24 protein-coding genes and 1 tRNA gene are annotated in these 23,061 nt (G+C 47.4%); 12 read left to right on the top strand and 13 right to left on the bottom strand.

Annotation, left to right across the window (positions count from 1 at the left end):
- Nucleotides 1–12 precede the first annotated feature (12 nt).
- The 3 genes from Q7U10_05855 to serS all read right to left on the bottom strand — a co-directional run bounded on the left by Q7U10_05855 (nucleotide 13) and on the right by serS (nucleotide 2,091).
- Nucleotides 13–579 carry a cytochrome c family protein gene (locus Q7U10_05855; protein MDO8282136.1) on the bottom strand — a complete coding sequence of 189 codons (567 nt, stop codon included), beginning with the start codon at nucleotides 577–579 and terminating at the stop codon, nucleotides 13–15.
- A 76-nt stretch (nucleotides 580–655) separates the two neighbouring features.
- Nucleotides 656–741 (bottom strand) — tRNA-Ser (locus tag Q7U10_05850).
- Nucleotides 742–804: 63 nt separating this feature from the next.
- Nucleotides 805–2,091: a serine--tRNA ligase gene (gene serS / locus Q7U10_05845; protein ID MDO8282135.1), complete on the bottom strand. Its 1,287-nt coding sequence runs from the start codon at nucleotides 2,089–2,091 to the stop codon at nucleotides 805–807.
- Between the two features lie 126 nt (nucleotides 2,092–2,217).
- Between serS and Q7U10_05840 the strand changes: the two genes are divergently transcribed.
- The 8 genes from Q7U10_05840 to ychF all read left to right on the top strand — a co-directional run bounded on the left by Q7U10_05840 (nucleotide 2,218) and on the right by ychF (nucleotide 11,619).
- Nucleotides 2,218–3,066, top strand: a complete 849-nt coding sequence (locus tag Q7U10_05840) for a M23 family metallopeptidase (GenBank protein MDO8282134.1) — start codon at nucleotides 2,218–2,220, stop codon at nucleotides 3,064–3,066.
- A 3-nt stretch (nucleotides 3,067–3,069) separates the two neighbouring features.
- Nucleotides 3,070–4,317, top strand: a complete 1,248-nt coding sequence (locus Q7U10_05835; protein ID MDO8282133.1) for a M48 family metallopeptidase — start codon at nucleotides 3,070–3,072, stop codon at nucleotides 4,315–4,317.
- A gap of 70 nt (nucleotides 4,318–4,387) precedes the next feature.
- Entirely contained in the window at nucleotides 4,388–5,815 is a 1,428-nt protein-coding gene (locus tag Q7U10_05830; protein MDO8282132.1) for a TolC family protein, read from the top strand.
- Nucleotides 5,812–7,104: an efflux RND transporter periplasmic adaptor subunit gene (locus Q7U10_05825; GenBank protein MDO8282131.1), complete on the top strand. Its 1,293-nt coding sequence runs from the start codon at nucleotides 5,812–5,814 to the stop codon at nucleotides 7,102–7,104. The genes Q7U10_05830 and Q7U10_05825 overlap by 4 nt, the downstream gene beginning before the upstream one ends.
- Before the next feature lie 2 nt (nucleotides 7,105–7,106).
- Nucleotides 7,107–7,832: an ABC transporter ATP-binding protein gene (locus tag Q7U10_05820; protein ID MDO8282130.1), complete on the top strand. Its 726-nt coding sequence runs from the start codon at nucleotides 7,107–7,109 to the stop codon at nucleotides 7,830–7,832.
- Nucleotides 7,832–9,046 carry an ABC transporter permease gene (locus Q7U10_05815; protein ID MDO8282129.1) on the top strand — a complete coding sequence of 405 codons (1,215 nt, stop codon included), beginning with the start codon at nucleotides 7,832–7,834 and terminating at the stop codon, nucleotides 9,044–9,046. Before Q7U10_05820 ends, Q7U10_05815 begins: the two co-directional genes overlap by 1 nt.
- Before the next feature lie 180 nt (nucleotides 9,047–9,226).
- Complete coding sequence (hemL, locus tag Q7U10_05810) at nucleotides 9,227–10,513, top strand: glutamate-1-semialdehyde 2,1-aminomutase (GenBank protein ID MDO8282128.1); 1,287 nt, start codon at nucleotides 9,227–9,229, stop codon at nucleotides 10,511–10,513.
- Nucleotides 10,510–11,619, top strand: coding sequence for a redox-regulated ATPase YchF (gene ychF, locus Q7U10_05805; GenBank protein ID MDO8282127.1), 1,110 nt, complete (start codon nucleotides 10,510–10,512; stop codon nucleotides 11,617–11,619). Before hemL ends, ychF begins: the two co-directional genes overlap by 4 nt.
- A gap of 55 nt (nucleotides 11,620–11,674) precedes the next feature.
- Here ychF and Q7U10_05800 read toward each other — a convergent pair whose 3' ends face one another.
- Entirely contained in the window at nucleotides 11,675–11,863 is a 189-nt protein-coding gene (locus tag Q7U10_05800; protein ID MDO8282126.1) for a hypothetical protein, read from the bottom strand.
- A gap of 39 nt (nucleotides 11,864–11,902) precedes the next feature.
- Nucleotides 11,903–12,553 carry an arylesterase gene (locus tag Q7U10_05795; protein MDO8282125.1) on the bottom strand — a complete coding sequence of 217 codons (651 nt, stop codon included), beginning with the start codon at nucleotides 12,551–12,553 and terminating at the stop codon, nucleotides 11,903–11,905.
- A 224-nt stretch (nucleotides 12,554–12,777) separates the two neighbouring features.
- Between Q7U10_05795 and rplU the strand changes: the two genes are divergently transcribed.
- From rplU to proB, 4 genes are all read left to right on the top strand, one after another.
- Complete coding sequence (gene rplU, locus Q7U10_05790; protein ID MDO8282124.1) at nucleotides 12,778–13,086, top strand: 50S ribosomal protein L21; 309 nt, start codon at nucleotides 12,778–12,780, stop codon at nucleotides 13,084–13,086.
- Between the two features lie 17 nt (nucleotides 13,087–13,103).
- Nucleotides 13,104–13,367 carry a 50S ribosomal protein L27 gene (gene rpmA, locus Q7U10_05785; GenBank protein ID MDO8282123.1) on the top strand — a complete coding sequence of 88 codons (264 nt, stop codon included), beginning with the start codon at nucleotides 13,104–13,106 and terminating at the stop codon, nucleotides 13,365–13,367.
- A gap of 126 nt (nucleotides 13,368–13,493) precedes the next feature.
- Nucleotides 13,494–14,504 carry a GTPase ObgE gene (obgE, locus tag Q7U10_05780; protein ID MDO8282122.1) on the top strand — a complete coding sequence of 337 codons (1,011 nt, stop codon included), beginning with the start codon at nucleotides 13,494–13,496 and terminating at the stop codon, nucleotides 14,502–14,504.
- Nucleotides 14,501–15,595, top strand: coding sequence for a glutamate 5-kinase (gene proB, locus Q7U10_05775; GenBank protein MDO8282121.1), 1,095 nt, complete (start codon nucleotides 14,501–14,503; stop codon nucleotides 15,593–15,595). The genes obgE and proB overlap by 4 nt, the downstream gene beginning before the upstream one ends.
- Here proB and pgi read toward each other — a convergent pair.
- The 8 genes from pgi to Q7U10_05735 are packed head-to-tail and all read right to left on the bottom strand — an operon-like array spanning nucleotide 15,592 to nucleotide 23,053.
- Complete coding sequence (gene pgi / locus Q7U10_05770) at nucleotides 15,592–17,250, bottom strand: glucose-6-phosphate isomerase (protein MDO8282120.1); 1,659 nt, start codon at nucleotides 17,248–17,250, stop codon at nucleotides 15,592–15,594. The two genes, proB and pgi, sit on opposite strands and share 4 nt — an antisense overlap.
- Nucleotides 17,251–17,295: 45 nt before the next feature.
- Nucleotides 17,296–18,306: a hypothetical protein gene (locus Q7U10_05765; protein MDO8282119.1), complete on the bottom strand. Its 1,011-nt coding sequence runs from the start codon at nucleotides 18,304–18,306 to the stop codon at nucleotides 17,296–17,298.
- Nucleotides 18,287–19,621: an FAD-dependent oxidoreductase gene (locus Q7U10_05760; GenBank protein MDO8282118.1), complete on the bottom strand. Its 1,335-nt coding sequence runs from the start codon at nucleotides 19,619–19,621 to the stop codon at nucleotides 18,287–18,289. The genes Q7U10_05765 and Q7U10_05760 overlap by 20 nt, the downstream gene beginning before the upstream one ends.
- Nucleotides 19,622–19,671: 50 nt before the next feature.
- Nucleotides 19,672–20,337, bottom strand: coding sequence for a hypothetical protein (locus tag Q7U10_05755; protein MDO8282117.1), 666 nt, complete (start codon nucleotides 20,335–20,337; stop codon nucleotides 19,672–19,674).
- A gap of 3 nt (nucleotides 20,338–20,340) precedes the next feature.
- Nucleotides 20,341–20,856 carry a TlpA disulfide reductase family protein gene (locus tag Q7U10_05750; protein MDO8282116.1) on the bottom strand — a complete coding sequence of 172 codons (516 nt, stop codon included), beginning with the start codon at nucleotides 20,854–20,856 and terminating at the stop codon, nucleotides 20,341–20,343.
- Nucleotides 20,857–20,874: 18 nt separating this feature from the next.
- A complete protein-coding gene (gene ispF, locus Q7U10_05745) occupies nucleotides 20,875–21,357 on the bottom strand; it encodes a 2-C-methyl-D-erythritol 2,4-cyclodiphosphate synthase (protein MDO8282115.1) in 483 nt (160 codons plus the stop codon).
- Nucleotides 21,354–22,052, bottom strand: a complete 699-nt coding sequence (ispD, locus tag Q7U10_05740; GenBank protein MDO8282114.1) for a 2-C-methyl-D-erythritol 4-phosphate cytidylyltransferase — start codon at nucleotides 22,050–22,052, stop codon at nucleotides 21,354–21,356. Before ispD ends, ispF begins: the two co-directional genes overlap by 4 nt.
- Nucleotides 22,049–23,053 carry a PIN domain-containing protein gene (locus Q7U10_05735; protein MDO8282113.1) on the bottom strand — a complete coding sequence of 335 codons (1,005 nt, stop codon included), beginning with the start codon at nucleotides 23,051–23,053 and terminating at the stop codon, nucleotides 22,049–22,051. The genes ispD and Q7U10_05735 overlap by 4 nt, the downstream gene beginning before the upstream one ends.
- Nucleotides 23,054–23,061 lie beyond the last annotated feature (8 nt).

Genomic DNA, 23,061 nt, shown 5'->3' with positions numbered 1-23,061 from the left:
CTCTAATAAAACTTAATGTGCGCTCTTAAGCGGTGTATGTTCGTGGGTCTTTTCCAGTCTATCCTTAAAATTAAACTTATATTTTGGATCGACCTTTTCATTGAACGGACTGTCGCTGCCATGACATGACATACATCCTTTTTCATCTTCTGAAGGAAGGATCAGCCCTGCTCCTTTAATCTCAGCAAGTTTGTAATCCTTGTTCGTCTTCATTATGTCCTTGTACGTACCTCCGGGGCCGTGGCATCCTTCGCACTGTACTCCGGCAAGATCCGGTGTCTCTTCGATACTTGTAAAACCAGTTGGTTTCCCGTAACCGGTTGTGTGGCACTTAAGGCAACCCTTATCATGGGTATAATCTTTGGCGCCATCCAGGCCTGCTTTCTTCTTTTCCTCTGCCTTTACACCAGCCTTGAGGTTCTCAAAACTGCCGGCCATTGTGGTAGCTTCCCATGCCTTAAACTGTTTCATATGGCACATCTTGCATTTTTTAGCGCCGACATAATCAGCAGCAGTTGCAACACCAAATACTGAAGCAACAAAAAGAACTGCAAAAACAACGGTCATAATCTTTTTCATTTGTTTCACCTCCTCTCTTTTTTTATTTTATATCCATCAACTCTAAAATAGAGTGTTTGCAAGCTATACATATCAGTGGCGGAGGAGGTAGGATTCGAACCCACGGGACTTTCGCCCTACGGTTTTCAAGACCGTCGCCTTCGACCACTCGGCCACTCCTCCACTAAAACATATAATATACTTATGAAAAAACAATGAACAAAAAAACTTATATATATTAATCCGTTATCTACTGCTGATCGTATCGGTTCCCATATAATGCCTAAGAACGTCAGGTATTATAACAGAACCGTCCTCCTGTTGGAAGTTCTCCAGTATCGCTGCAAAGGTGCGGCCTGCGGCAAGCCCTGAGCCGTTCAATGTATGGACAAACTCTGTGCCCTTTTTGCCCTCTGTCTTGAACCTGATATCAGCCCGTCTGGCCTGGAAGTCTTCAAAGTTAGAGCATGACGATATCTCCCTGTACTTCTGCTGCGCAGGGAACCATACCTCTATGTCATATGTCTTTGCAGCGGAAAAACCCATGTCTCCTGTGCATAATGAAACCACACGATAAGGCAACCCGAGCCTCTTCAGAACCTCTTCAGCATTATTTGTAAGGGTTTCGAGTTCATCGTAAGAGCCTTCGGGTTTCACAAATTTAACAAGCTCGACCTTGTTGAACTGATGCTGCCTTATCAGCCCTCTCGTATCCTTGCCATATGAGCCTGCCTCGCGCCTGAAGCATGGCGTGTATGCGGTGTAAGAAATTGGAAGTCCGTCTTCCTTCAGTATCTCTTCCCTGTGAATATTTGTAAGAGGCACCTCGGCGGTAGGAATGAGCAAAAGTCCTTTTGCATCGCCCTCTTCAAGCTTGAAGAGGTCATTTTCAAACTTCGGGAGCTGTCCTGTGCCGGTCATTGATTCCCGGTTCACAAGAAAAGGAGGCATGACCTCTGTGTAGCCGTGCTCTTTTGTATGGAGGTCAAGCATAAAGTTTATCAAAGCCCTCTCAAGCGCGGCACCAGCGCCTTTATACAAAACAAAACGCGCGCCTGTTATCTTGCCTGCCCTGTCAAAATCAAGTATCCCGAGATCCTCGCCGATATCCCAGTGATTCTTTGGTTCAAAAGAGAACTCCGGTATTACGCCCCACTTCCTCAGTTCAACATTCTCAGTTTCATCCTTGCCGACAGGGACAGATTCATGCGGGATATTAGGTATCAAAAGAAGCTCATCTTTGGCAAGCGTCTCAAGCTCCCTCAGCTCTGTCTCCCTTGCCGCTGTCAGCTCAGATACCTGCTTTGCCTTCTCCAGAAGTTCAGAAGCATCCCTGCCCTCTTTCTTGAGCTTTCCTATCTCCTGCGACAAAGTGTTCCTCTGCTGCCTGTCATCTTCCACAGCCTTGAGCAGTTCTCTCCTCTTGGCCTCTATCAGGAGGAATTTATCAAGGATAGCGGTATTTTCCGAACGCTTCTTAAGCGCCTCTATGACCTTTTCTGTGTTTTCCCGTACTAATTTAACGTCAAGCATAAATAGTGTCCGTAAAAAACAATTTAATATTCTCTGGTTGTTTACCCCCTTTTCATTCCCCCCTTGGCAAGGGGGGACACAGAGGGGTGGCTTTCCATCAAAAGCAATCTGCTATAATACAACACCTTGCTAAGAAAGTTCATTCATAGATCGCTCCTCCAGCTTTTTCTCTTTATCCTTCTTCTGCCTCCTTGCTCACATGCTTTTAACATTAAAATCCAGCCAAAAGAGACCTTCCCGGGCGATGTCCTGTTTCTGAAGCTTATATCAGAGACCCCGACTTTACCTGAAGCGGTCTTTCTCGGGAAGAATATAACCTTTTATAAACTTGAGGGCAATGAATATGGAGCGCTTGTGCCTCTTGATATTGAGACTGCACCGGGTGATTACAGCATAAGTGTGAAAGCAGAGAACATAAGCATCAGCCTGAACGTCAAGATAAAACCCTATGATTTCCCGACAAAGAAGATGACCCTGCCTGAAGAGAAGGTCACGTTAAGCCCCGAAGACAGCCTGCGCGTGGAAAGAGAGTTTCTCATGCAGGAGGAGATATGGAAGGCAGCTAATGAAAAGATATGGGACGGCGGATTTGTTTCGCCGACAGGCACAGCGGTCTCTGAAAAGTTCGGCGTCATCAGAATCATGAATGAGAAGAAGACGAGCGTGCACAAGGGAATTGACCTTAAGGCAAGCAGCGGGGAACCTGTCAAGGCGATAAATTCAGGAAAGGTCGTATTAAATGAAGACCTCTTTTACGGTGGGAACACCCTGATAATTGACCACGGCATGGGGCTCTTTTCAGTTTACATGCATCTCTCAAAATTCAATGTCAATAACGGCGATGAAGTTACTAAAGGAGATGTGATAGGCTTCGCAGGCATGACCGGCAGGGCAACAGGCCCGCACCTTCACATGAGCGTTAAACTTCAGGGCGTGAGCGTAAACCCCGAATCGCTTATGAAACTGGTATTTTGATCCATGAACATCTATTTAATATTCATCCTCATTGCCTACATTCTCATTACCGCCTTCGGCTACTTGCTCGATTATCTCAATCTCTCTCATTTAGAAAAGCACGGCTCTGTCATACCGCAGGAGTTTGAGGGCAAGATAGATCAGGAACTTTTGACAAAGACCAGAAACTACACGGTTGAGAAGACGCAATTCGGTTTCATCTCCTCAGGCTTTGATAACGTCATACTTCTGCTTTTTCTCTTTGGCGGGATACTGAATATCTACAACTCATGGGTCGCTTCAATGCAGATGCACTTCATACTCTCAGGCCTCGCCTTCTTTCTGCTCCTTACATATGCACAGACAATAATCTCAACTCCATTCAGCCTCTACAGCACATTTAGGATTGAGAAGAAGTACGGCTTCAATACAATGACCATGAAACTATGGATCATGGACTTTATTAAATCACTGCTCTTATCAACTGTCCTGATGGGAATACTCTTGTCAGTCGGGCTTCTCCTCATACAGAAGAGCCCTGAACTATGGTGGTTCTATCTCTGGTGCTTCTTCTTTGCCTTCACCATATTCATGATGTATATCTCGCCCTATGTGCTTGAACCGCTATTCAATAAGTTCACGCCAATAGATGATGAAGAGTTTGTTGATGATATAAAGAAGCTCATGCAGAAGGCTGGAATAAAGGTGAGCAGGGTCTTTAAGATGGATGCTTCAAAACGGTCAAAACATACGAATGCCTATTTCTCAGGAATCGGGAAAGTTAAGCGTATCGTGCTTTTTGATACACTTTTGGAAAAGCTTGATAAGGATGAGATAATAGCGGTGCTTGCGCATGAGGCAGGGCACTGGAAGAAGAAGCATCTTTTGAAGATGCTGGCGGTTACCGAACTGATAGCGTTAATAGTTATGTTCATCGCTTACAAAGCCACACAAAGCAACTTTCTGATAGAACTTTTTAATATCAATGAAAGCACATTCTTTGCAAAGGTCATCTTGCTCTCATTTATCTTCTCCATAGCAAGTTTCCCGTTCTCACCGTTATTTAATCAGTTATCAAGAAGGCATGAGAAAGAGGCTGACCGTTTTTCATATGAGCTGACAGGAGATACAGACGGCATGATCGGCGCGCTTGTAAAGCTCTCAAAAGACAACCTCTCAAACCTGCATCCGCATCCGCTGTACGCATTATTCCATTACTCCCACCCGCCTGTGCTGGAGAGAATAAGGCAGATAAAGGAATTGAAGAAGTAAACTTGTTTCTTCACACTTTTCATATATAATTATTTTAGACTTTATAATTAAACTGATCTTTTGGGATAACTTGAATACATCTGCTAAAAAGATAATTGCCGGACTTATGATAATGCTCGGCCTCTCAGGGTGCGTTACTGTCGGGCCGGATTATATTTCTCCAAAGATATCCGCGCCTGAAAAATGGGATACCGGTTCAGATATCAGGAGCAGCGATGCCGAGACCATGGAGAAGTGGTGGTCAACGCTTAATGATCCGGAGTTAACGAGTTTGATAGAATGTTCTATCAGCAGCAACCTTGGCATACGCGAAGCGAAAGCGCGCGTTCGTGAAGCAAGGGCGCGCAGAGGCATAAGCAGGGCTGGGCTTTTCCCATCAGTTGATGCCTCCGGTTCAGCGCAGCGCAGCCGGGGCAGCAGCGGCACTGAGAATGACTTTTACTATATGGGCTTTGACGCTGGCTGGGAACTCGACCTCTTCGGCGGTGTGAGGCGTTCCGTGGAGGCGGCCGATGCAGACCTTGAGGCGAGCGAAGAAGGCCTTAATGACGTGCTCGTTTCACTCCTTGCAGAAGTCTCTCTGAACTATGTTGATGTCCGCCTTTTTCAGAAAAGGATAGCGATAGCAGAATCAAATCTTGCCGCCCAGACTGAGACCTATAAGATTGCAGGGTGGCGTAATGAAGCAGGCCTTGTGAGCGGGCTCGATGTGGAAGAGGCGATGTACAATCTGGAAAGGACAAAGGCGCAGATACCTGCCTTGCGGAGCGGGCTTGAACAGGCCATGAACAATATTGCGATATTGATAGGTAAATATCCCGGGGCATTGTATGCTGAACGGTCTGAACAAAAAGCGATTCCGGTTACGCCTGTTGAGATAGCTGTCGGGCTTCCCGCTGACCTGCTCAGGCGCAGGCCTGATGTGCGGCAGGCTGAACGGAGGCTGGCAGCTCAGACAGCCCGCATCGGAGTTGCAACTGCCGGGCTTTATCCACAGTTCACTCTCTCCGGGTCGATCGGACTTGAAGCCATGGAGCTTGATGATCTCTTCACTTATGGGAACCGGACGTTCGGGATCGGGCCGGGTTTTAGATGGAATATATTTGACGCTGGAAGCATCAGAAAGAATATCGAGGTTCAGAACGCGCTTCAGGAACAGGCTTTGATACAGTATGAAACCGCAGTGCTTGAGGCGCTTCATGAGGTGAAAAACGCGCTCACAGCTTATGCCGGAGAGCAGGTTCGGAGGCAGTCGCTTTTAAACGGTTCAAATGCTGCTGAGCGCGCTGTCAAACTTGCGCAGGAACAGTATGAGTCAGGCCTGATCGATTTCCAATCCTTGCTGACCGCGCAGCAGTCACTGCTCTCGCTTCAGGATCAGCTGGCAGGCAGCGACGCTGAGGTGACATCAAATTTAATAAGGCTCTATAAGGCGCTCGGCGGCGGATGGGAATCATTGACACCCGCAGCTGAAGATCAGGGGGAATTTATAAAATGAAGACGGATACGGAATCAGATATCATCAAGACATTGGGCGTTGAGCATGCTTCAGGCAGCGGCAAACGGCTGAAGCGATGGCTTGTCATAGTCTTATTGCTGCTGATCTTAGGGGCTGTCCTGCTGATCTGGTGGAGAAGATCTGAAAACGCTAACGCACCCCAGTATAAGACCAAGGAGGCTGCCCGCGGAAATATTATCGTCACTGTTACCGCTACAGGAACGTTGAAACCGGTCAATCAGGTAGATGTTAGCAGCGAGCTCTCAGGCATCATCAAGACCGTTGAGGCGGATTACAACGACCAGGTAAAGGCCGGGCAGATATTGGCAAAACTCGACACCGAGATACTGGAGGCAAAGGTCGTGCAGTCAAAGGCTGCACTCGATGCGGCAGAGGCAAAGCTTCTGGAGACAAAGGCGACTGTCGAAGAATCGCATAATCAGCTTGCGCGCCTGAAAAAGGTCTGGGAGATCAGCAATAAAAAAGTGCCTTCTCAGCATGAGATGGATACGGCAGAAGCTGCATTGAAACGCGCAGAGGCTATGGAGACCAGTGCAAAGGCGCAGGTATCTGAAGCAAAGGCCGCTCTTAATACAAACAAGACAAATCTTACTAAGGCAATAATACGCTCACCTATAAACGGTATTGTTATTTCACGATCAGTTGAACCGGGCCAGACCGTGGCAGCATCTTTCCAGGCGCCGGTGCTCTTTACAATGGCTGAGAACCTCACCCAGATGGAGCTGTACGTTGATGTTGACGAGGCAGACGTCGGACAGGTAAAAGAGGGGCAGGCAGCCACCTTCACAGTAGACGCATACCCAGACCGGACATTTGAAGCCCTTATCACGCAGGTGCGTTACGGCTCAAAGACAGTGGGCGGGGTCGTTACATATGAAACAGTCTTAAGCATGGACAATTCTGATCTTTCATTACGGCCCGGCATGACAGCTTCGGCAGACATTATTGTCAAAAAGATCGAAGACGTGATCCTTGTGCCGAATACAGCACTGCGTTTTCTGCCGGTGATTCAGGAAGAGGAAGCTCCCTCAAGCAGCGGCGGAAGCCTTATCGGTAAACTTATACGCCCCCCCAGACATGCATCAAGGGCAAATGGGGATAAGTCCTCTGATAAAAAAGAGCAGCGTGTCTGGATATTAAAGGAAGGCAAGCCCTTTGCCATACAAATTGTTGTAGGCTCATCTGACGGGATAATGACAGAGGTTGTCTCCGGTGATGTCGAACCCGGCATGGAATTGCTGGTCGATATGAACAACACAAAGAAATAACTATGCCGGATGAATCCCGAAATACTGAAAGCCAAAAGCTGATCCGGCTCAAGGGCGTGAATAAGGTCTACGGAACCGGTGAGGCAGAGATGCAGGCGCTGCGCGGAATAGACCTCTCTATTGAAGCAGGTGAATTTGTGGCTGTGATGGGGCCGAGCGGCTCGGGTAAATCAACCTGCATGAATATACTCGGGTGCCTTGACACCCCTACTTCCGGTGCATATCTATTCCGGGGGGTTGATGCCGGAAAGCTGTATCGTGACCAGCGCGCTCTCCTGCGGCGCAACTATCTCGGATTTGTCTTTCAGGGCTATAACCTTCTGAACCGCACCACCGCCCTTGAAAATGTCGAACTGCCTCTTGTATATCGCGGCATCCCTGCGGTGCAGCGGCGCGCTCAGGCGCTTGAGGCGCTTGAATCCGTAGGCCTTAACGGATGGGAATCACATACCCCTAATAAACTCTCAGGCGGCCAGCAGCAGCGGGTAGCTATCGCCAGAGCAATAGTCACAAAACCGGCCCTGCTGCTGGCTGATGAACCTACCGGAAATCTGGATACCGCCCGCAGCCGTGAGATCATGGATCTGCTGACAAGGTTCAATAAAGAGCGGGGCATTACCATAGTGATGGTGACACATGAGGCTGATATGGCAGCCTATGCAAAACGCATCGTCCGTTTCCGCGACGGCTCTATAGAGACAGACCGGCAGAACGGGGAGAGGCCGTAATGATATTTAATACTATTCTTCTTGCACTAAGGGAGATCAGGCGGAACGTACTGCGTTCGTCCCTGACCATTCTCGGCATCGTGATAGGAGTTGCAGCAGTGATCACCATGGTCACCCTCGGCAGCGGTGCTACTGCGCAGGTCACCTCAGATATAACCAAGCTCGGAAGCAATATGCTGCAGGTGAGGCCCGGCCAGGGATTTCACGGCCCCGGCGGCGGCGCGCGTTCAAGCGCCCCGATGTTCCGCATTGATGATGCCGATGTTATCTCACGTGTGGTCTCAGGCCTGGCTGCTGTCGCGCCTATTGCAAACCAGTCCATACAGGCAATTTACGGGAGCGAGAACTGGTCTACTTCGGTCACAGGCACGAACAACGCTTATCTGGATGTTAGGAACTGGCCTCTGCTTGAAGGCCGGGAATTTACCGATGGAGAACTGCGGGCAGGAAAGTCTGTATGCATCATAGGCACAACGGTGCGTGACAAGCTCTTCGGCGGCATCAGCCCTACCGGTAGCATGATCCGTCTTGGAAAGCTCTCATGCCAGGTGATCGGAGTCCTTGTATCAAAGGGCCAGTCCAGCTTCGGCAGCGATCAGGATGATTTTGTGCTCGTTCCGGTGCATATGTTTCACAGGCGGATAGCAGGAGATATCGATATCAGCACCATACTGGTATCGGCTCAGGACGGGGTTTCAACTGAAAAGGTCAAGAGCGACATCGAACTGCTGATGCGCGAGCGCAGGCGCATCACAACAGGGGAAGAGGATGATTTTAATGTGAGGGATATGAAGGAGATCGTAAGCACACTGACAGGAACGACGCGGGTGCTTACCGCCCTTTTGAGCGCTGTAGCAGCTGTCAGCCTTCTGGTCGGCGGGATAGGCATCATGAATATCATGCTCGTCTCTGTTACAGAACGTACAAGAGAGATAGGCATCCGGCTTGCCATAGGCGCGATGGAGCGCGAAGTGCTGATGCAGTTTCTCATAGAGGCGGTTGTGCTCTCATCATTGGGAGGAATAGTCGGTATCCTGCTGGGACTTTCTGCTTCAGCTGCAGGAGCAAATTTGCTCTCTGTCCCGCTCGTGCTTAATCCATGGGTCGTGCTCACAGCCTTTGCATTTTCCGCGGCAGTAGGCGTGATCTTCGGATACTTCCCTGCGCAGAAGGCTGCGAGGCTCGATCCAATAGACGCGCTTCGGCATGAATAAACCTCCCTGCCCCTGCTTAAGGCACCTACTGTTGGTCCTTGGTAAAGAGGGGATCTTTAATTCTCCCCTTGGTAAGGGGAGACACAGAGGGGTTAATTATATTTTACTTTGACATCTTTCCGCATATTATAGTTAAATAAAATCTCATTAAATAACTACTTACAGGAGCATATCATGGCGCTGAATCACAAAAAATCAAAAGAACTCTTTAATAAGGCAAAACGCCTGATCCCCGGCGGGGTGAACAGCCCTGTCCGCGCATTCAATGCTGTCGGCGGCAACCCTATCTTCATAGATTCCGCAAAAGGCTCAAAGATATACGACGTTGACGGAAACGAATATATAGATTACGTGCTCTCATGGGGGCCGATGATACTCGGCCATGCGAATCCAACTATTATAAAGGCGCTTCAGAAGGCTGCTGAAAAAGGAACAAGTTTTGGAGCGCCCACACCTCTTGAGGTGGAGCTTGCTGGCATGGTTCGCAAGGTATATCCCTCAATGGAAGTGATGAGGATGGTCAGCTCAGGCACTGAGGCAACGATGAGCGCTATCAGAGCTGCGCGCGGTTTTACAGGAAGGGACAAGATTGTAAAGTTTGAGGGATGCTACCACGGACACGCTGATGGACTTCTTGTTAAGGCCGGTTCCGGTATGGCTACATTCGGCGTTCCCACAAGCCCGGGAGTGCCGAAGGATTATGCAAGAAATACTATCACGCTTCCCTATAACGACCTTGCTGCATTTAAGAAGATATGTGGAAAGGCAGGCAAAGATATCGCATGTGTAATCATCGAGCCTGTTGTCGGAAACAGCGGATGTATCCTGCCGAAGCCGGGATATCTTGAAGGTTTAAGAAAGGTGACGAAGCAGCACGGCATCGTTCTTATATTTGATGAGGTCATGACAGGTTTCAGGGTCTCATACGGCGGAGCGCAGAAGGCATTCGGCATAAAGCCTGATATGACATGCCTTGGCAAAGTTATTGGCGGCGGACTGCCGGTAGGCGCATACGGCGGAAGGGAAGAGATTATGAGAAAGATAGCTCCTGACGGCCCGGTGTATCAGGCAGGCACGCTCTCAGGAAACCCGCTTGCAATGACAGCAGGCATTGAGACATTAAAAATACTCTCAAAGCCTGAGACATACAAAACCCTTATGGCAAAATCAAAGGCTCTTGATGAAGCTCTCAAAGATGCTGCAAAGCGCGCAGGCATCAAGACAAAGTTCTACAGGGCGGGCACAATGTTCTGCACATACTTCACTGATAAAGAGGTCTACAACTTCACTGACGCGGCAAAGACAGACACCGCAAAGTTCTCGCTCTACTTCAGAAAGATGCTTGACAGGGGCATAAACCTTGCGCCATCCGCATACGAGGCTGGCTTCATGTCGCTTGCTCATACAAACGCTGATATAAATAAGACAGCAAGGGCTGCGTACGAGACATTTAAAGAGATCAAGTGAAGCTCATAATCACAGGCTTTTCAAATTCGGGAAAGACCACGATTTTTAACGCGCTGACAGGCCAGAACCTTGAAACCACCGCCTATCCTACTTCAATATCCGCTGATATTGAGCCGCAGCACGGCATTGTAAAAGTTCCTGATGCGCGGATCGATAAGCTCGTAGAGATATACGAACCAAAGAAGACTACCTATGCAACAGTAGAGTATCTTGATTACCTCGGCATAACATCAGGCGATACCTCGCAGAACGCAAAGGTCTTCAAACTACTGAAGGATGCTGACGCGATAGTGCATGTTGTGCGCGCATTTGAAGATGCCTCAGTCATACACCCGATGAAGAGCGTTGACCCTCTGCGGGATGTCTCTTCATTTGAGGCAGAGCTTATCCTCGGCGACCTTGAGTTTGTAGAGAAGAGGCTTGAGAAGATAGAGGCGCAGGAAAAGAAAGGCAAAAAGCCTGAGACAGGTGATAAAGGCCTTCTGCTGAAATGCAAAACCGCTCTTGAGGATGAGATATCACTGAGAGATATTGAGTTTAACGATGAAGAGAAGAGGCAGATGCTCCCGTACCAGCTGCTGACGACCATGCATGAGATAATCGTTCTCAATATTAATGAGAGCGATATCAACTCTGATAAGGCAAAAGAGATCCAGAATAAAGTTGAGACATTTTTTAAGGGAAAAGGCAAAGGCATAGCGCCTCAGATCCTGACCCTCTGCGGAAAGATAGAGATGGAGATAGCCCAGCTTCCTCCTGATGAAGCAAAAGAATTTCTGGATGAACTCGGCATTGAGGAACCCGCAATGAAGAAGCTCTGCCATGTATCCTACGATGCGCTCGGGCTTATCTCATTCCTGACATCGGGCACAGATGAGGTGAGGGCGTGGACGATAAGAAAAGGCCTCCGCGCCCAGCAGGCGGCCGGAAAGATACACTCGGATATCGAGAGGGGTTTTATCAGGGCAGAGACTGTCAGTTATGAAGACTTCATCGCCTCAGGCGGAGATATGGCCAAGGCAAAAGAAAAAGGCCTGTTCAGGCAGGAAGGCAAAACCTATGAGGTAAAGGACGGAGATATTATTAATTTTAAGTTTAATGTGTAGCTGATTTCTGCATAACCACGCCATCTTTTCAACGTTTGTAATACATCATAGAAAATCAAAATGGGACTGTATCAATTCCATCAGCAGCGAGATCAATAACTCCGTCAGCCGCGTTGCCCACGCCTGGGATAACCGAAACTACAGCCCCGCCTACTCGCATAGGAACGGTCACGACCTTTGTAAAGAAACAGCCGCTTAGCTGAATGACAAAGAGGAATACGATCAAAAGTTTTAATAATTTCATTATATTCTCCATTACTTATTTAGATACATTATAGAAAAATTAATCAATAACATTGATATGCTCTATCGCCCCGCCATTGAGAAGAAGCTCAGCAACCGCCTCTGCCATCATGCGGTATCCCTTTACATTAGGGTGAATATAGTCGCTCTTCAGGCTTGCGTTCGACACTATGTCAAAGAGTATATGATTATCATAAGGAATATTAAACTCTTCGGCAATCTCTTTGTAAAATCCTGCGGCAGACATTGAGGTCAGGCTGAGCCTCGGAACCCCAAGCAGCACTACATCTACCCCACTCTCCTTAGCCATCCTTATCATCGCCCTGATGTTATCAGCCGCCTTTTCATCTCCGAGCTTTCTCATGAGGTCATTGCCGCCGTGGCAGAGGATCAGAAGCGAGGGTTTATATTCATCCAGAAGTCCGGGAAGCCTTTCAATCCCCTTTGCTGTGACCTCGCCGGATACACCGGCATTTATCACCTTCCGGTTTATTAATTTTTGAAGCACTGCCGGATAGGTATCCTCAGACCCCTCCGCGCCTATCCCGAATGTGAGACTGTCGCCAAAGGCGAGTATAACCGAATTTTCTTGGAGATAGGAGACCTTTGGAGCGGCTTTGTGGCAGGCAAAAACGGGAAAGATTAAAAGAACGATTAAGACAGCTGACAGCCTTTTGAGATCTTTGACCATAATAGCCTTAATGGCTCTTCCTTTGTTTATCTTTTTGATTTCGGGCGTTATCCTAGATTTCTTCCCCAGAACTTTATTAAGTGTACCTCACTATCAAATAAATATTAAAGCACCATCCGCCAATATATTGATAAAATGTTATAGTTGCCGATAGATAGAGTAAATTGACTTTATATTCATTATTATGTTAAAAAATATACCTACATAAAATCTGGAGAAAAACAATGTACGCGATAATAGAGACAGGCGGCAAGCAGTACAGGGTATCTGAAGGTGATACCATAAAGATCGAAAAGATAGAAAATAAGGACAGCGTCACATTCGAAAATGTGCTGATGCTCTCTGACGGCGAGAATGTCACTTACGGCACCCCGATCATCTCGGCTGCAAAAGTAACCGCCAATGTTGTTGGTAGTGCAAAAGACAGAAAGGTCCTTATCTTTAAGCAGAAGACGAGAAAGAACCACAGAAAGCTTAGAGGACACAGACAGACCTTGACCACTGTCAAGATAACTGGTATTGTTTCAAATTAATAACGGAGAATATAGAAATGGCTCATAAAAAAGGTGTTGGAAGTACAAGGAACGGACGCGAAAGTCACTCAAAACGTCTCGGCGTAAAGAAATACGGCGGAGAGCTGGTCAAGGCCGGCAGTGTACTGATAAGGCAGCGCGGCACCAAGATACATCCCGGCTTGAATGTAGGCAGGGGCGGAGACGATACCCTCTTTGCAAAGGCTGCCGGATACGTAAAGTTCGAACATAAGGGTCGGACAAGAAAGCTGGTCAGTATCTATCCTGAAGCACAGGTATAACAAGTTATCCGACTCGTCGGATTCGCAGAGGCGAAGAAGTTAAGAGTTTAAAAATAATATTTCAATGTGAAAGGCGGGTTTCTACCCGCCTTTTTTTATTTAAGGATTTGATGTATTGTTAAAACTATGAAATTTATAGACAGCGCAGAGATACATGTAGTAGCAGGACACGGCGGAAAGGGCTGTGTAAGCTTCCGCAGGGAGAAGTACGTGCCTAATGGCGGGCCTAACGGCGGCGACGGTGGAAGAGGCGGGCATGTCATATTTGTAGCCTCTACCAGTCACAGCACCCTTCTCGACTTTAAATACAGGCGGGAGTATATCGCCAAAAAGGGAGAGAACGGCATGGGACAGGAGATGCACGGCAAGAATGCTGATGACTATATTCTGCCGGTACCGCTTGGAACTCTAGTTAAGGATGCGGAGACAGGTGAAATACTTGCCGACCTTACTATTGAAGGTGAAGAATTCATGGCTGTCAAAGGCGGCAGGGGAGGACTGGGCAATACCCACTTCAAGGGACCGTCAAGGCAGGAGCCGAGATATGCCCAGCCGGGAGAGGAAGGCGAAGAGAAAAGGCTGGTGCTTGAACTCAAGCTCCTTGCCGATGTAGGGCTGATAGGGCTTCCGAACGCAGGCAAATCTACCCTCATATCCGCGCTTTCCGCTGCAAGGCCGAAGATAGCGGATTATCCTTTTACTACTCTGAAACCTGCACTCGGTGTTGTGCAGCACGGGGAATACGGCAGCTTTGTAATAGCTGATATCCCGGGGCTGATAGAAGGCGCTCATAAGGGCACGGGCCTGGGATTCCAATTCCTGCGTCATGTTGAAAGGACCTCAATACTGCTCCATCTCGTTGATATATCAGAGATGGCTGAAGGAGATCCTGTTGAGAACTTTGAAACGATAAACAGGGAGCTTGAACTCTACAGCAAAGGGCTCACGGATAAGACACAGGCGGTTGTCGGCACAAAGCTCGATATAAAAGGCGACGGGAGCAGGCTTGACAAGCTCGCTCAATATTGCAAAGATAAGAACTATGATTTCTTCCCGATATGCGCTGTTACAAGGACGGGCTTAAAAGAGCTGACCGAGTATATCGGAGAAAAAGTAGAGAAACATAAAAACCCATGAAGAGAGTAGTAATAAAGATCGGAAGCAATATAATCGCTTCTGCCGAACAGGGCCTTAACACGAGAAGGCTGAAAGGGATCGTCAGCGACATATCGGAAATAATAGATATGGGCGCTGAAGCGGTCATCGTATCTTCAGGCGCCATTGCGGCAGGGCTCAAAAAGCTCGGCCTGAAAGAGAAGCCGAAAGATATAAAACTGAAGCAGGCTGCTGCTGCGATAGGACAGTCAAGCCTGATGTGGGCATATGAGAAGAGCTTCGCTGGATTTGATAAAAAGGTGGCTCAGGTCCTTCTGACAAGGGATGTGATCACTGAACGCACAAGTTATCTTAACGCAAAGAACACGCTGCTGACACTTATTCACCATGATGTCATACCTGTTATCAATGAGAACGATGCTGTTGCTGTTGACGAGATAAAATTCGGCGACAACGACCTTCTTGCCGCACTTACATCCGGCCTTGTAGAAGCGGAGATGCTCATAATACTCTCTGACGTTGACGGGCTTTACTCAAAAGACCCTAAATATAAAAGCGCAGAGATAATAACCAGTGTAGACAAGATCACTCCTGAGATTGAAAAGCTCGCAGGTAAAGAGGGCAGCGCAGTAGGAACAGGCGGCATGTATTCCAAGCTTATAGCCGCAAAGCAGGCGAACAACCACGGCATACCTGTTGTGATAATGAGCGGCAAGAAGAGAGGGCTTCTCAAGCGCCTGTTTGAGGGGGGAAGTGTCGGGACGTACTTTAAGGCTAATGAGACCAAACTTTCATCCAAGGATGGATGGATAGCTTACGGAGTAAGATCAAAAGGCACACTCGTTCTTGATGAAGGGGCTGTTACCGCACTCCTTAAAAAGAAGAAGAGCCTTTTGCCTTCAGGCATAGTAAGGATCGACGGGGAGTTTAAAAAAGGTGACGCGGTTAACTGCATTGACAGAAAAGGCCATAATATAGCCAAGGGCCTGACCAACTATTCATCAAAAGATCTCAATAAGATCATAGGCAAAAAAAGCTCTGAGATAGAAAAGATCCTGGGATACAAATATTCAGACGAGGTCCTTCACAAAGACAATCTGGTTTTGGTCTAAGAACTCTTTCTTAAAACTTTAAACTCGTTGATAAGCCCGTTCGTGGATGAGTCATGAGAGGTTATTTTGTTTTCACCGGCAAGTTCAGGGAGTATCTTATTTGCAAGCTGCTTCCCGAGTTCCACTCCCCACTGGTCAAAACTGAATATGTTCCAGATAACACCCTGAGTGAATATCTTGTGCTCATACATCGATATCAGACTTCCAAGCGTCCTCGGCGTCAGTTTCTTGAATAATATCGAATTCGTCGGATTATTCCCCTTGAAGACCTTGAAGGGCGCAAGATTTTTAATATCCTCATCGCTCTTTCCTGAAGACTTAAGCTCTGCCATAACTTCCTCTTTTGTCTTGCCCTTCATAAGCGCCTCAGCCTGCGCGAAAAAGTTGGAGAGTAAAATATTATGGTGCCCGCCGACAGGGTTATGGCTTATAGCAGGCGCAAGAAAGTCGCACGGGATAAGCCTTGTGCCCTGATGAATTAACTGATAAAAGGAGTGCTGGCCGTTTGTGCCCGGCTCGCCCCATATCACCTGTCCTGTCTGATACGCAACTTCATTGCCATCCCTGCCGATGCTCTTGCCGTTGCTCTCCATGTACGCCTGCTGGAGATAGGCAGGGAACCTGTGCATGTACTGATCATAAGGAAGAACCGCCTCTGTCTCAGAGCCGAAGAAGTTGATGTACCAGATGCCGAGCAGTCCAAGTATCACCGGTATGTTCCTGTCAAACGGAGTCTCGCTGAAGTGATTATCCATAGCATGCGCCCCTTCAAGGAGTTCAGTGAAATTCTCAAAGCCTATGGAGCATGATATGGAGAGGCCTATAGCAGACCAGAGGGAATATCTGCCGCCAACCCAATCCCAGAATATAAACATGTTCTCCGGGTCTATGCCGAACTTTATTACTTCCTCTTTATTTGTTGATATCGCGACAAAGTGTTTTTTTATAACGGCGTTATCTTTCACAGCCTCCAGAAACCATCTCCGGGCTGTATCCGCATTCGTCATCGTCTCCTGAGTTGTGAATGTCTTTGAAGCAATTATAAAGAGCGTTGTTTCAGGAGAGAGCTTTTGTAAAGTCTCTGTTATATGCGTAGCATCAATGTTTGAAACAAAGTGAGTGGTGATGTTTGGTTTGCGATATGGCTTAAGAGCCTCAGTCACCATCACCGGCCCAAGGTCAGAGCCGCCGATGCCGATATTAACTATGTCGGTTATCGCCTTGCCTGTATAGCCTTTCCACCTGCCTGATATGACCTTCCCTGAGAAATCCTCCATCTGCTTAAGCACAGCATTTACTTCAGGCATGACATCTTTCCCGTCAACATGAACTGGACTGTTCGAACGGTTTCTCAGAGCGGTATGAAGCACGGCGCGGCCTTCGGTCTCATTTGTCTTCCCGCCTGAAAACATATCCTCAATCGCATCTTTAAGCCCGGCTTCTTCAGCCAGTTCAACAATAAGCGCGACCGTCTCTTTATCGATTATATTTTTTGAATAATCAACGAGTATATCCTCTAACCGGAGCGAAAAAGTGCTGAACCTTTCCGTGTCATTATCAAACATATCCCTCATATGCGCGTTCTCCATCAGCGCATAGTGCTTCTCAAGCTTCTTCCATGCCCCTGTCTTCTGCGGGTCGAGCTTATTTAACATCTTCTCCTCCGGCTGCCTGACTTTTAAAATATATTATACTCCTTTTCATCCAGGCCTTATAACTCTCTCTCTTCCGCTCACCGCAGAGGCAAAATAGAGAAGCAGGCATAATAATGTGAAATATACTGTATCGAGAAAGTGCTCAAAGTAATGCGACGCCAGAAGATACGGCACTGACAGCTTTCCGCCTGATGCAAAAGCAGGCTTCTGCGCCAGACTGCCTATCCCGATTGTCAGAGGAACATATGCCTGATAAAGCATTGTTAATAAAAATACAGATGCCAGTATTCCTATAAAATAAGTTAACGCGACAGGAATATCAGCCTGCTTCAGACTGCTCTCTCTCTTCTCATAAAGCAGCATGATGGATAGCGGTATAGGAAAATATGTAATGGGAAAAGTGGCAACCTCCCTGACGCTATGGGCAAGATATCTCGGATCAGTCCAAACTTTATAAAATGCCTCTGAAACATCTTTGTTAATAATAACAGTGAATAGAAAAAACGAGACAACTCCGGCAGCGATATAGAAATAACCTCCTCTATTGATAAATATATCTCTCTTAAATATCCTCTTTATGAAATATATATAAACCGGAATAAAGGCAAAAAATATCATTGTGCTGGGGAGATGCAGATTCCAGGAACCGCCGTCCTCATAAATATTAACAGCCTGCTTCTGCTGGGCTAAAAAAGAAAGCGTATCTTCATAACCGAATTCCTTATAACTGAGGTAAAATGCTGTCGCTATGAATATGAGAAGGAGAAGGGATATTATCAGCATCTTCTTTACGGCATCCTTCTTTACGGCAAATTTGCCAAGCGATAGATAGACTCCGACAAATAAAAGTGCAAGCACTGTATGCACCGGCATATGCCCGAGAAAATGTGAAGAATAAAAGATCGTCTGCAAGAGCGTATACACTCCTCCCTCATGTATCACAGTATTGAAAATAAAGAGCTGCCGGTGGTAAAGAGAAAGGTAAATATAGGAGAGAAGATATGTAAATGCGGGAATCAAAAGAAGCAGGTACGGATTAAGCCAGGATATGTTCATCAACTATCTCCCTGCCGGACCTCATCATGCCGTGGATCCAGGCGTATTCGAACTTTCCGCTCCTTCCTGAAAGCCGCAGATTTTCAAACCGTTTCAGATAGTCGTTCACTTCCTGCACCTTTGCCTCAAACCCGGTCTCAAGCACCGGATAGGCATGGCTGAGCCTTTTAACTGAAGTTGAAATTACATCGCCGGGCTTAAGAATGCCGATGTCCGCAAGATTTGAATACGCTGTCTCAACAAGCTTCTCATCACTGCTATGCCAGAGAAGTTCATCCGGGGCGCACGGCATCTCAACAACCAGTGAGGTTCTGCCTGCCGGAGACATCTGTCTGCTTCTGTTCCTTGGTTCGTACATCCTAGTGATAGGTGTATCACTGTCAGGGAAATAGATAGTTCCGGCGTCTGTCAGCGACTCTCTCTCAAGAAAGAACGCAACAAGCACCACATTACGGTAGCGCAGTTTCTTTGCTATCTCCAGGATGCCTTCTTCAGGCTGAGGGTCCATCATCCTCAGAAAATTATAGAGTGGCAGCGTACTTACCAGCTTATCGACCTCAAGGATCTCACTGCCATTTATCTCAATATGTTTTATTTTATTATCACCACAGAGAACCTTGGTTATCTCTGATCTTCTCCTGATATTTTCTTCACCGCAATATTCTGCCAGCTTATCGGTAATGGCCCCGATGCCGAGGTCAGGATAGTAGAACGAGCCGTCAACATGTTCCGTCTTTGCCCGCTGTCCCATAACCGCCTCAACAACAAAGGTTCTGAGGTCAAGCCCCTTCATCCTCTTGCCTGCGATCTGAGGTGAAAGTTCGCTGCAGTCCCTGCCCCACAGCTTTTCAGAATAGTTCAAAAGAAAACTGTGGGCAAGCGTCTTCCCATAAGTATTGACCGCGAAATCTCTAAAACTGCCCTTGTTCTTTTCAGGCGCAATGCGTGAGGCAAGTATCTCAACGGCAACTTTAAAAAAGGTAAAAGGCCCTAAGTTCTTAAACATGTTAAGAGGTGCAAGAGGAAAGAAGACGAGCTTCCCATTGTGATAGATATAGCTGGGAACTTTTATCTTCCTGAAATCATCACCAAGCAGTTGTCTGAATTCTTCGGTGATCTCATCGTCTTTGTCATGAAAACGGTGCGCGCCTGAATCAAAACGGAAATCCCCTTCCCTGTATGTAATACAGTTTCCGCCTATGCGTTCACCGGCCTCATGAATTGTGAACGGAATCTTGTTCTTACTGGAGTAATAACCGACAGCCAGGCCTGCCGCGCCTCCGCCGAGAATTGTTATCCTGGGATGTGTTGTCATAATTGATTTCGTAAGATGAATGAAATTAATCTGATATCCTGCGGCTGGTCTTAGGATCTGCTCTTAGGCTGGCACACCTTAACACAGAGCCCGCAGATATACTGCCCGATATTATGCTCCTTGGCAAAGTATTTAAGCTTCTCAAGGCAGGCGATCCTGTCCCAATCCTTGTAAGACTCGCTTATGGCGGATACAGGGCAGGCTGATACGCACTTCCTGCACTCTCCGCATCCATTCTCAACAGGTTTATCTGTCTCCAAAGGCATGTCTGTGAGGATGGTCGCTATCCTTATCTTAGAGCCGTATTCAGGGTGCACAAGGAGGCTGTTCCTTCCTATCCATCCTATCCCGGCTCTAAGCGCGATCATCTTATGCGAGAGATGCGCTGTCTGCGCCTGCCAGTCAACTATATGGCTTGCGGGTATCGGCATGGCGTTATAGCCTTTGTCCTGAATGGCGATAGCAAGCCTCAGAGCGGTCTGGTCAAGCATATCGTTTATCATCTTATAGTGATGAAGGTAGTGGCGGGTCGGCCAGTTAATTATCCCCTTCAGTATAGGGTCAGATACCCTTACTGCTATGGATATGCCGTACTTGAGCCCTTCTGTCTGCTCCAGCGGGATAGCCTCAAAATGTTGCCGCAGTTCGTCTATATCACCTACGCCAAAAGCAGATGCTCCTGAAGTAAATGCCATCTCTTTTAAACGGTTATACACAGGCTACAGCCATTTTTCTATCGTGGCTAATGTCTCTTTATTGCCCCATTCCTGAGGGCCTACAAACCGCTCTCTGAGAATTCCTTCTTTGTCTATCAGAAAGGTCTCAGGAACACCGGTGATACCATAAAGTTTTGACATTGAATTGGCCGGGTCTATCAATGTAGCAAATGTCACATTGTTATTCGCATAATAAGATTCCAGATTAGCCGGGTCATCCCTGTAAAGCACTCCGAACATCTGTATGGGCTTGCCCCTCATTATTTCTGAAAGCCTTGCCTTGTGATTCATCTCAGCCTTGCACGTCACACACCATGTCGCCCAGAAATTTATAAGTACAACCTGGCCTTTGAGATCAGACAGCTTCCACATCTTTCCGGATGAATCCATAAGCTCAAACTGCGGGGCAGGTTTGCCCACAGCCACTATCTGATCGAACTTCTTATTCTCCGGGCTCATTAAGAGCATCAAAGCCGCACCGACCAATACAGCTGCTAAAATCAATCCTTTATATTTCATATATCCTCCTGTATTTTTTTATAATTGATACCGCACCTGCTTAAGCAGGCAGGCCGCCTGTGCAACAACTCCTTCGCCTTTTCCAATAAACCCCATGCCTTCATTTGTCTTTGCTTTGATATTGATTACTCCAACAGGTATGCCTGTACCGGAGATATTATCCTTCATTGCATCAATGAACGGCCCTATCTTCGGCTCCTGTATTATAACCGTAGAATCTATCCAGGCTACCTCAAACCCGCCTTCCTTAACCATCTTCACGGTCATTGAGAGCAGGTCAGTGCTTGAGGCATCCTTCCATCTATCATCTATATCAGGGAAGTGCTTCCCTATGTCACCCATACCCAACGCTCCGATAAGGGCATCTATTATCGCATGGCACAACACATCAGCGTCAGAGTGGCCCTGAAGCCCTTTTTCAAAAGGTATCTCAACGCCGCCAATGATCAGCCGTCTTCCAGTAACAAGCCTGTGCGAGTCATAACCAATTCCTATTCTCATAGATGACTCCGTCTTTCTATCAGCATCTCCGCAAGTTCAAGGTCTTCCTGTGTTGTGATCTTTATATTAAAATGATCACCCGGAATTATCTTAACCCTGCCGCCGGCTCTCTCAACAAGCGCCGCGTCATCTGTCCCGTAAAACCCGTCTGCATATGCCATTTTATAAGCCCTTTTGATCACGCCGGATGTAAAGGCCTGAGGGGTCTGTATGGAGCGGAACTTCTCACGGTCAACAGTTGATACCACCATGCCGTTGCCGTCAACCTGTTTAAGCGTCTCTTTTACCGGAAGTCCGGGTATCACCCCGTCAACACCTTCAAGGTTTTCCAAGAGGTTTGCTACAAGCTTCTCTGAAATGATCGGCCTTGCCCCGTCATGGATCAGGACGATACAGTCGCCTTCTATCAGTTTGACGGCATTGTTAATAGAGTCCTGCCTCTCAGCGCCTCCTGCAACTATCTGCCTCACCTTTTCTATCTTATACTGCGCAAAGAGCTTGCGTCCTGTTTCAATATCATCAGCCCTGAGCACAGGTATTATATCTGATATTGATGCAACTTCACTAAGCCTGCTCAGTGTATGCACCAGAAGCGGTATGCCTTTAAGCTCAACAAATGTCTTTCTGACCGACCCGCCGAACCTTCTGCCTATGCCGGCTGCCGGAACAATAGCCACTACAGAGGGCTTTATCAAGAACGCGCCGCCTTAAGCTCTTCTCTGTCCATCTCCTCTTTGAGCCTGGCAAATATCATCCTGCCTGTTGTTGTCTGCAGAACGCTTGTAACAACGACATTGACCTTATTATTTATGATCTTCCTGGCGTTATCAACGACAACCATTGTGCCGTCATCCAGATAACCCACGCCCTGGTTATGCTCTTTGCCCTCTTTTGCGATAAATATATTCATGTTCTCTCCGGGCATAACAACCGGCCTGAGAGCGCTTGCAAGCTCATTGAGGTTTAGGGCGGTGACCCCCTGAAGCTGGGCTATCTTGCAGAGGTTTATGTCATTGGTTATTATCTTTGCGTCAAGCTGTCTGGCAAGGGCTACAAGCTTGGAGTCCACTTCTTTAATATCAGGAAAGTCCTCGCTGACTATCTTGACTGTGACATTGCCCATCTTCTGTATCTTGTCAACAACCTCAAGCCCCCGCCTGCCGCGCGCCTTTCTTAAGACATCAGATGAGTCTGCAATGTTCTGGAGTTCCCGCAGGACAAATTGAGGCAGTATGAATATGCCTTCTGCAAAGCCTGCCTCGCATACATCTGCCAGCCTGCCATCGATTATAACGCTGGTATCAATGATCTTGGGGCTCTCCCCCACAACCCTGCCTCTGAAGACACTTACTATATCAGACAGGGTAAAATCCTTCCCCTTTCTGAGGCCGAAAAAAAGTCCGCTGTAACCGAACAGGGCGTTTAAGGATAACAATATATAAACGCCTTCTGTTTCGCCTAATACCGCCTTGACAGGAAGATATATCAGCTTTGCAAACAAGAGGCCTGCGGAAAGCCCGATAACTCCGCCTATCAGCATGCCGATGCCCAGCTTTGTATTGACATAGTCAAGGGCAAGCGCCAAAAGGCCGATGCCGACACCCCAGTACGCCCCTTCGATGGAAAAACCTTGTTTTAATCCGAAACCATAACCGCCTGCAACAAATACGAGAAAGTAAATAATCCGATAGAGCATAATGAGTT

It is taken from the genome of Thermodesulfovibrionia bacterium (assembly GCA_030646035.1).
Lineage (GTDB): Bacteria > Nitrospirota > Thermodesulfovibrionia > UBA6902 > UBA6902 > JACQZG01.
The sequence above is the reverse complement of the archived record's forward strand: the minus strand, read 5'-3'. Positions and strand labels throughout refer to the sequence as shown.